The 9,184-nt window shown below is 69.3% G+C and carries 9 protein-coding genes and 1 pseudogene; 3 read left to right on the top strand and 7 right to left on the bottom strand.

The window, feature by feature from the left end; genetic code table 11:
• Window positions 1-185 precede the first annotated feature (185 nt).
• From D588_RS0100780 to D588_RS0100765, 4 genes are all read right to left on the bottom strand, one after another.
• The gene (locus tag D588_RS0100780; protein ID WP_017914624.1) at window positions 186-860 is read right to left on the bottom strand and encodes an ABC-type transport auxiliary lipoprotein family protein; all 675 of its coding nucleotides are present in this window, start codon (window positions 858-860) and stop codon (window positions 186-188) included.
• The gene (locus D588_RS0100775) at window positions 857-1,783 is read right to left on the bottom strand and encodes an MlaD family protein (protein WP_017907455.1); all 927 of its coding nucleotides are present in this window, start codon (window positions 1,781-1,783) and stop codon (window positions 857-859) included. The genes D588_RS0100780 and D588_RS0100775 overlap by 4 nt, the downstream gene beginning before the upstream one ends.
• 4 nt (window positions 1,784-1,787) lie before the next feature.
• A complete protein-coding gene (locus D588_RS0100770; protein WP_017914623.1) occupies window positions 1,788-2,609 on the bottom strand; it encodes an ABC transporter ATP-binding protein in 822 nt (273 codons plus the stop codon).
• An 81-nt stretch (window positions 2,610-2,690) separates the two neighbouring features.
• Entirely contained in the window at window positions 2,691-3,803 is a 1,113-nt protein-coding gene (locus tag D588_RS0100765; protein ID WP_010340194.1) for an ABC transporter permease, read from the bottom strand.
• A gap of 100 nt (window positions 3,804-3,903) precedes the next feature.
• Between D588_RS0100765 and D588_RS0100760 the strand changes: the two genes are divergently transcribed.
• Window positions 3,904-5,163, top strand: a complete 1,260-nt coding sequence (locus tag D588_RS0100760; protein ID WP_017907457.1) for a threonine/serine exporter family protein — start codon at window positions 3,904-3,906, stop codon at window positions 5,161-5,163.
• Window positions 5,164-5,221: 58 nt separating this feature from the next.
• Here the strand turns inward: D588_RS0100760 and D588_RS0100755 are convergent, their stop codons facing one another.
• The 3 genes from D588_RS0100755 to D588_RS0100745 form a co-directional block, all read right to left on the bottom strand.
• Window positions 5,222-5,686, bottom strand: a complete 465-nt coding sequence (locus D588_RS0100755) for an H-NS histone family protein (RefSeq protein ID WP_017914622.1) — start codon at window positions 5,684-5,686, stop codon at window positions 5,222-5,224.
• 250 nt (window positions 5,687-5,936) lie between these two features.
• Window positions 5,937-7,631 carry a proline--tRNA ligase gene (locus D588_RS0100750; protein WP_017914621.1) on the bottom strand — a complete coding sequence of 565 codons (1,695 nt, stop codon included), beginning with the start codon at window positions 7,629-7,631 and terminating at the stop codon, window positions 5,937-5,939.
• A gap of 100 nt (window positions 7,632-7,731) precedes the next feature.
• Window positions 7,732-8,124 (bottom strand): DUF4124 domain-containing protein, encoded by a 393-nt coding sequence (locus D588_RS0100745; protein WP_026143223.1) that lies wholly within the window; start codon window positions 8,122-8,124, stop codon window positions 7,732-7,734.
• Between the two features lie 77 nt (window positions 8,125-8,201).
• On the opposite strand from D588_RS0100745, the gene pssA reads away from it, so the two are divergent.
• Complete coding sequence (pssA, locus tag D588_RS0100740; protein ID WP_017913906.1) at window positions 8,202-8,978, top strand: CDP-diacylglycerol--serine O-phosphatidyltransferase; 777 nt, start codon at window positions 8,202-8,204, stop codon at window positions 8,976-8,978.
• Window positions 8,975-9,184 (top strand): annotated as a pseudogene (locus D588_RS28305) (alanine acetyltransferase); the annotation flags it as partial. The gene pssA and the pseudogene D588_RS28305, both read left to right, overlap by 4 nt.

The following is a 9,184-nucleotide window of genomic DNA, read 5'->3' as shown; positions in this document are numbered from 1 at the left end:
ACCCTCACCCCCGACCCCTCTCCCGGTGGGAGAGGGGACCGAAGCTGTGATCCCTTCTCCCTTTGGGAGAAGGTGCCCCTAAGGGGCGGATGAGGGTTGGGTGGCTAGGGAGGTGTCTGGGGAACTGACTCCGCGGCCGCCGCACCCTCACCCCCGACCCCTCTCCCGGTGGGAGAGGGGAGCCATCAGCGCCGCGGCGGCTTCTGGCTGGCCGGCGGCGGCACGCTGGGCGCCAGCGCGGTGGCGGCGTCGGCCTGGCCCTGCTGCAGGGTCCAGCCGACCACGTCGTGGCCGAGTTGCGACATGGCCTGGCCGAAGGCGTCGACCACCTGCGATTCGGCGGTGCCGGCGGCAGGCTGGGTCACCAGGAAGGTGCGCGAGGCGACCACGCGCTGGTCGGCGCTGTACAGCAGCTTGGCGTTGAGCTCGATGGTGGCCGACGGCACCGCGCGCCCGGCGTAGTCCGATTCGAAACGGCGCAGGTCCAGCAGCAGCTTGTAGTCGGCGCGGATCCCGGTGCCGAGCCGGGCCACGCCGGGAATGCGCCCAGAATCCTCGAACGCGCGCAGCAGCATGTCCTCGAGCATGTCGGTGGCCGGTTGCGCCCAGCTGACGCCGCCGTACACCTGCAGTTCGTCGGGCGTCGGCCGCACCGCGATGCGCGAACTGTCGACCACGCGCGCGGCGCTGGGCTTGGTCAGCGCCAGTTGCCAGCTCACCTGCGGCCAGGCCGGGTCGGCGGTCACACGCACGTCCGGCGCGTAGATCGTCACCGGCTCCTTGTTGCCGCCGGGCAGCGAACAGCCGGCCAGCAGCAGGGCCGGCACGGCGAGCAGGAAGAGGGCGCGCATCGGCTTCATTTGGGTTTGAACTCCTTCGGGGCGTCGCGGCCGAGCAGGTAGCGCGCGGGGTTGTTGTCCAGGCGGTCGCTGACACGGCGCAGGTCGCGGATCAGGCCACGCAGTTCGGTCAGGGTCGGGCCGAGCTGGCCGAGGCCGTCGTTGGCGAAGCTGTTGATCGCCGAGCGGTTCTCGCCAAGGATCTTGTCGGCATTGCCCGCGGCCGAATCCAGCTTGCTCAGCGTGTCCTCCAGCTTGTTGAGGATCGGCGGCAACTGCTGCACCAGGTTCTGGTCCAGGCGCTGGATGGTGCCGTTGGTGGTCTTGAGCGTGGTGTCCAGGTTGCGCGCCGCATCGCGCGCGCTGACGATCAGCGACTGCATGCCCTGGTCGCGGTCGGCCAGGCCGCCGCTGATGGTTTCCAGGTTGTGCAGGGTGGCGGTGATGCTGGCGACGTTGCGGTCGCTGAGCACCTCGTCCAGGCGCTCGACGATGCGGTTGGCGGTGTCGGTGATGTTCTGCAGCGCCGAGGGCGTGGTCTGGATGATTGGCGCGTCGCTGTTGTCGATCGAAGTCAGCGCCGGCGCTTCCGGGGTGCCGCCGGAGAGCTGGATGATCGACGGGCCAGTCAGGCTGGTGATGCCCAGCTTGGCGCGGGTGTCGCTCTTGATCGGCGTGGTCGAGTTGACCCGGATCCGCGCCACCACCTGGCGCGGATCGTTCGGCGCCAGCGTCAGCTCGGTGATCGAGCCCACCGCGATGCCGTTGTACTGCACCGGGCTGCCGACCGACAGGCCGGTCACCGCCTCGCGGAACACCACGCGGTATTCCTGCCAGGTGCGGTCGGAGGAGTACTTGGCGGCCCAGAGTCCGAACAGCAGCAGCGCGATCCCCACCACGATGGTGAAGGCGCCGATCAGCACGTAATTGGCTTTGGTTTCCATGGGCTCAGGGGGTCTCGGTCCAGGCGGTCTTGGCATCGCGCGCGGCGCGGGCGCGCGGGCCGTGGAAATACTCTTGGATCCACGGATGGTCCACTTGCTCGATCTCGGCCAGCGGCGCGTTGGCGATGACCTTGCGGTCGGCCAGCACCGCCACGCGGTCGCAGATAGCGTACAAGGTGTCCAGATCGTGGGTGATGAGGAACACGGTCAGGCCCAGCGCTTCCTGCAGGGTGCGGATCAACCGGTCGAAGGCGGCCGCGCCGATCGGGTCCAGGCCGGCGGTGGGTTCGTCCAGGAACAACAGGGGCGGATCCAGCGCCAGCGCACGCGCCAGCCCGGCGCGCTTGCGCATGCCGCCGGACAGCTGCGAGGGCAGCTTGTTCAATGCATCGGCGGGCAGGCCGGCCAGCTTCACCTTCAGCAGCGCCAGCTCGTAGTGCCAGCTGTCGGGCAGTTCGCCGAAATGCTCCTTCAGCGGCACCTGCACGTTCTCGCCGACGGTCAGCGAGGAGAACAGCGCGCCGTCCTGGAACAGCACGCCGGTGTTGCGCTCCACGTGCAGGCGATCGGCGCGGCGGCCGGAGTCGGTATCCACGCCGAGCACCTGGATCTTGCCGGCATCGGGCTCGCGCAGGCCGAGGATGGTGCGCATCAGCACCGACTTGCCGGTGCCCGATCCGCCGACCACGCCGAGGATCTCGCCGCGGCGCACGTCCAGGTCCAGTTCCTCGTGCACGGTCTGGCTGCCGAAGCGATTGACCAGGCCGCGGACGGAGATGGCGAGTTCCTGGTCGGGAATCGGGAGTGGGGAATCGGGAATGGTCAAGGCATGCGCTCCCGGTCGACGTCGCTGACGCGGCCGGCGTTCCCCATTCCCGATTCTCGATTCCCGATTCCCGGCTTCAACTCACCACCCCATGTTCATGAACCACAGCGCGGCGATCGCGTCGATGATGATCACCAGCGAGATCGTCTGCACCACGCTGGAGGTGGTGCGCTCGCCGACGGACTGCGCGGTGCCTTCCACGCGCAGTCCCTCCAGGCAGCCGATCAGGCCGATCACGATGGCGAAGATCGGCGCCTTGGACAGGCCCACCAGCATGTGCCGGATCTGGATGGTGTCGTGCATGCGCGCCAGGTACATCTGCGGCGGGATGCCCAGGTCGAAGGCGCCCACAGTGACGCCGCCGGCCAGGCCGGCGATCATCGCCACGAAGGTCAGCAGCGGCAGCATCAGCAGCAGCGCGACCAGCCGCGGGATCACCAGCAGGTCCATCGGGTCCAGGCCCAGGGTCTGGATCGCGTCGACCTCCTCGCGTGCCTTCATCGCGCCGATCTGCGCGGTAAACGCGCTGGCGGTGCGCCCGGCCAGCACGATCGCGGTCAGCAGCACCGCGAACTCGCGCAGGAAGGCGATGCTGACCAGTTCCACCACGTAGATCTCGGCGCCGAAGTCGCGCAGGATCGTGGAGCCGAGGAAGGCGATCACCGCGCCGACCAGATACGACAGCAGCGCCACCAGCGGCACCGCGTCCAGGCCGACCTGCTCCATGTGGTGCACGGTGGCGGTCAGGCGGAACCGGCGCGGCGCGTGCAGCAGCCGCAGCAGCTTGACCAGGGTCTCGCCGAGGAAGCCGACCAGGGCGACGATTTCCTTGCCGTTGCGGTGCACCGCGTAGCCCAGGCGCTCCAGCGCCGCGGCGAAGCCGTAGTCGCGCTTGCGCTTGGGGCGGTCGTCGGCGACGTCCTCGATGGTCGAGACCAGCGCGCGGTGGTCCTGGCGGAAATCCAGCGCCTCGTGGGCGATGCCGTTGCGGGTGGCGTAGCGCATCAGTTGCAGCACCCCGGCCGAATCCAGCTGGCCGATGCCGCTGGCGTCGATGCCGGTGGTGCCGGCCGGCATGCCGCGCAGCACTTCCGAGGAGGCCAGGGCGGTGGCCAGGGTCCAACTGCCGGTCAGCCGCACCCGCGAGGGGTCTCGGTCGTCCTGGCTGAGTTTGGGCGGTTGCGGTTCGATCATGGGGGCGTCCGGTGCGCGAGCATACCTGTTTCGCCCGTGTTGCAGATGTGGTGATCGCGACGGGGTGGCCGGGCGCGGCGTTCGCGCCATACTAGCCGACATGCCCGCCGCTCCCACCGTCAGTCCCTCCGCCAACGCGACCTACGCGCAGCGCATCGCCTTCGTCTCCGACATCGCCGGGCGACTGCACACCTACGGCACCACCGCGCAGCGGCTGGAGGCGGCGGTGGTGGCGCTGGCGCAGCAGTTGGACCTGGACTGCGAACCCTGGTCCAACCCGACCGGGCTGATCCTCAGCTTCAGCGACCCGACCAAGGCGATCGGCTCCAGCGACATCACCCGCGTGGTGCGGCTGGCGCCCGGCGACAACGACCTGCACAAGCTCAGCGTCGCCGACCGTATCGCCGACGACGTGGCCAGCGGGCGCATGAGCGTGGCCCAGGGCCACACCGCGCTGCGCCAGCTGGACCAGCCGCCGGGGCGGCGCTGGATGGCGATGCAGGTGCTCGGCTTCGGCCTGGCCGCGGCCGGCGTGGCCGGGTTGTGGCGCCTGCCGTGGCTGGACATCGCCACCGCCAGCGCCATCGGCCTGCTGATCGGTGTGCTCACCCAGCTCACCGACAAGCGCCCGGCCACCAAGGAAGCCAACGACGCGCTGGCGGCGTTGCTGGCCGGTTTCGTCGCGACCCTGGTGGCCAGTTTCGTGGCGCCGCTGAATCTCAATACGGTGATCATCGCCTCGCTGGTGGTGCTGCTGCCGGGTATGGCGCTGACCAATGCGGTCAACGAACTCACCAGCCAGCACTGGGTCTCGGGCACGGCGCGCTTCGCCGGCGCGGTCACCACCATCGTCAAGCTGACCGTCGGCGCGGTGATCGCGGTGACCCTGGCGCAACTGCTGGGCCTGGAGCCGATGGTGCGGGCGTCGCGGCCGCAGCACGGCTGGGTGGAATGGGCCTCGCTGCTGGTGGCCGCCTACGCGTTCGCACTGCTGTTCAAGGCCAGCCTGCGCGATTATCCGTTCGTGATGGCGGCATCGGTGGCCGGCTACGCGATCGCGCGTTTCGCCGGCGACGCCTGGGGCAGCCCGGTCGGCATCTTCCTGTCGGCGATGGTATTGACCGCGGCCGGCAATCTGTTCGGACGCATCGTGCACCGGCCGGGCGCGCTGGTCCGGTTGCCGGGCATCATCATGCTGGTGCCCGGGAGTGCCAGCTTGCGCGGGCTGTTGACCCTGGTCCAGCAGCAGGACGTGCTCGGCGGGCAATCGGCGCTGCTGACGGTGACCAATATCGTGATGGCGCTGGTCGCCGGCCTGCTGTTCGGCAATCTGTTGGTACCGGCGCGCAAGAATCTTTGAATGCGGTATAAAAAACGCCGGCATGCGCCGGCGTTTCGACTGCGGTTGCCGTGGCGGATCAGGCCTTCGGCGCAGCGCTCTTGCTGGCCTTCTTGGCGACGCGCTTGACCGCCTTCTTGGCGGTCTTCTTGGCCGGCGCGGCGGATTTGGCGGCGCCGCCGGCGATCAGGAAATCGTCGACCTTCTTGCCCTTGGCGACCAGATCGGCCAGCCAGCGCGGCTGCTTGCCACGGCCGGTCCAGGTTTCGGCGGCATTGGCGGGATTGCGGTATTTCGGCGGGACCTTGCCCAGTTTGCGGCCCGGCTTCGGACCCGGCTTGCCGGCCTTGCGGCCGCGCGGGGCAGCGGCGCCACCGCCAAAGACTTCCTCGATGCTGTAGCCGTGGCTCTTGGCCAGGCGGGTCAGCTGGGTGCGGACCTTGGCGATGGGAGTGCGCTTGGCGACGATGGACTGCTGCTTCTTGGCGGTCTTGATGAGGGCGCCCAACTGCTTGGCCGACAGGCCACTGAGATCGATGGTCATCTTTACTCCGGAAAATGGGTGGTGGCTTCCGCCATTCCCTGGCCAGCGCAGGATCATAATGATGCTTTATCGGATTGACAAATACCCTGCTTAATTCGCGGCGGGTATTTTCGGTCGCAATGCCGTGGGAATATGTCCTTATGGATCCCTGGCGGCCGTAATCAATTCAAAACAGACCGCTCTGGTTTCCCCCATAAGGCGTGACGGCGGCGTAAAGAAAAAGGGCCGGGATATCCTCCCGGCCCTTTCGTCATGCCTGCAGGCGTGCCAGCAAGGCGGTTCGATCCAGGTGTTCGGCATCGCCGCCGCTGCGCGCGCGATATTCGAAGGTGCCGGCGGCCAGGCCCCGCTCCGAGACCACCACCCGGTGCGGAACGCCGATCAATTCGATATCGGCGAACATCGCGCCGGGGCGCAGGCCGCGGTCGTCCAGCACCGCATCCAGTCCGGCCTGCTGCAGCTCGGCCAGCAGCGCCTCGCCAGCGGCGTCGACCGCCGGATCGCGCTTGGGATTGATCACGCACACCGCCACCGTCCACGGCGCCATCGGCTGCGGCCAGCGGATGCCGGCGTCGTCGTGGTTCTGCTCGATCGCCGCAGCGACGATGCGGGAAATGCCGATGCCGTAGCAGCCCATCGCCAGCGTCACGGTCTTGCCGTTCTCGTCCACCACTGTGGCGTCCAGCGCCTGCGCGTACTGGCGGCCGAGCTGGAACACATGTCCGACCTCGATACCGCGGGCCAGGCGGATCTCGCCGCCGTCGTGGGCGCGCTCGCCCTCGACCACGTTGCGCAGGTCGGCGACGGCATCCGGTTCCGGCAGGTCGCGGCCCCAGTTGACCCCGGTCAGGTGGAAGCCGCGCTCGTTGGCGCCGACCACGAAGTCGGCCAGCGCCGCCACGTCGCGGTCGGCGACCACGCGGATCGGCTGGCGCGGACCCAGCGGGCCGAGGAAGCCCGGCTCGCTGCCCAGGTGCGCGAGGATCTCGGCCTCGCTGGCCATGCGGTAGCCGGCCAGGCCGGCTACCTTGCCCAGCTTGATCTCGTTGACCGTGTGATCGCCGCGCACCAGCGCCAGCACGAAGGTCTCGCCGGCCATCACCGCCACCGACTTGACCGTGCGCTGCAGCGGCAGGCCGAGCAGCTCGGCCACCGCCTCGCAGGTCTTCTGGGTGGGCGTGGCGACCTTGCGCAGCTCCTCGCCGGCAGCCGGGCGCGGGGCCGGTGCCGCGGCGACGGCGGCTTCGACGTTGGCCGCGTAGTCCGAGCCGGTGGAGAACGCCAGCGAATCCTCGCCGGAGGCGGCCAGCACGTGGAATTCCTGCGAGGCGTCGCCGCCGATGTCGCCGGAATCTGCCTGTACCGCGCGGAACTGCAGCCCCAGGCGGGTGAAGATGCGGGTGTAGGCCGCCTTCATGTTCTCGTACTCGCGCGCCAGGTCCTCGTCGCTGATGTGGAACGAGTAGGCGTCCTTCATCAGGAACTCGCGCGCGCGCATCACCCCGAAGCGCGGGCGGATCTCGTCGCGGAACTTGGTCTGGATCTGGTAGAAGTTGACCGGCAACTGCTTGTAGCTGCTCAGCTCCTGCCGCGCGAAATCGGCGGCGGCCTCTTCGGCGGTCGGGCTGTAGCAGTAGTCCTGTTCCTTGCGGTCCTGCATGCGCAGCATCAGCCCGCCGAACTTGCTCCAGCGCCCGGTGGCGTCCCACAGCTCGCGCGGCTGGATGGTCGGGAACAGCACTTCCACCGCACCGGCGCGGTTCATTTCCTCGCGCACCACCGCTTCCACCTTGCGCAGCACGCGCAGGCCCAGCGGCGACCAGGTATACAGGCCGGAGGCGAGCTTGCGGATCATGCCCGCGCGCAGCATCAGCTGGTGGCTGACCAGTTCGGCGTCGGCCGGGGTTTCCTTGGTGGTGTGCAGGTGGAACTGGGAAAGGCGCATCGAGGGGCTTCGCAGACGGCGGGTCGCCCATTTTGCCAGTCATTGCCAGCGCTGCGGGCATCGCCCGCGGCCGGCCGCGCGCGTTCGGGGCGCGTTCGGCTTACTTGGCGGGTACGGCGGCCGGGGTGCAGTAGGCCTTGATCGCGGCCTCGGCCAGGGCCTTTTGTGCGCCGCGCTGGGATTCGTCCAGTTCTCCGTCCGGCTTGCCGTCGCCATCGCTGTCGGTGGTGATCTTGCCGGGCTTGTCGAGGATGTCCAGGTTCTTGCGCGCGGTCAGGCACTTGGCGTTCTCGGCCGGGGCCGCCTCGGGCGTCTCGGTCGGGGCATCGCCACGGGTGTCGACCTTGCGCACCTGGTACTTGCCGCCGGGGGGCGGGGTCTCGGCATAGTGGGTGACGCCCTGCGCGTCCTTCCATTGGTACAGGGTGGTGGCGCCGAGCATGCCGCTGACGGCGAGCAGGGGCAGGCAGCAAAACCGGGGCAGGGCGCGCATCTCGGTCTCCAGGGCGCGGCGGGAGCGCCGATTGCAGCACCCGCCGACGGGCCTGGCAAGTCGATTAGACTGGCGGGATGGACCCATCCCGACCGCCCCCCCGTTCGCGCACCATCTACCTGCTGCCGAACCTGTTCACCACCGCCGGCCTGTTCTCCGGTTTCTACGCCATCATCGCCGCCGCCAACGGCCAGTTCGTGCATGCCAGCGTGGCGGTGTTCGTGGCCGCGGTGATGGACGGGCTGGACGGGCGCGTGGCGCGGCTGACCGGCACCAGCAGCGAATTCGGCGTGCAGTACGATTCGCTGGCCGACTTGGTCAGCTTCGGCATGGCGCCGGCGCTGGTGATGTACCACTGGTCGCTGTCGGCGCTGAAGTTCGACGGCAGCATGCTGGGCCGGGTCGGCTGGTCGGCGGCGTTCCTGTACGCGGCCTGCGCCGCGCTGCGCCTGGCCCGCTTCAACACCCAGGTCGGCACGGTCGACAAGCGCTGGTTCGTGGGCCTGGCCAGTCCGGCCGCGGCCGGGCTGATGATGGCCTTCGTGTGGTCCTTCGCCGACGGCTCGCTGGGCTGGGACGGCGAACAACTGCGCTATGTGGCGCTGGGCCTGACCGTGACCGCGGCCCTGCTGATGGTCAGCCGCATCCGCTTCTGGAGCTTCAAGGGCAGTGGCGAGAAGGGCCCGCGCACCGACCGCGTGCCGTTCCTGATGCTGGTGCTGGCGCCCATCGTGCTGGCAGTGCTGGTCATCGACCTGGCCCGGGCGCTGCTGGCGATCGGCGTGCTGTACGCGCTGTCCGGGCCGTGCCTGTGGCTGTGGCGGCGTTGGCGCAAGGTGCCGGACGCGGCATGAGCGAGCCCGCGTCCATGCATGCGCCGTTGTGGTCGGCCGAGCAGGTCGGCTGGCTGCAGGCGTTGGGCCACACCGTGTATGTGGATGCCGCGGCCGTGGTCGAGCCCGAGCCCGTCCCGTCGCCGGCAACCGAGCCGGCGACGCCGGTGCAGCGCGCGCCATCGGCATCGGCGCCGCCGCGTGGCGGCCATGCCGCCGAGATGCCA

Origin of the sequence: Xanthomonas sp. SHU 308 (genome assembly GCF_000364645.1) — a bacterium.
In the GTDB taxonomy this organism is placed as follows: Bacteria; Pseudomonadota; Gammaproteobacteria; order Xanthomonadales; family Xanthomonadaceae; genus Xanthomonas_A; species Xanthomonas_A sontii.
Note: the sequence above shows the minus strand (reverse complement) of the source record. Positions and strands in the feature narration are given on the sequence as shown.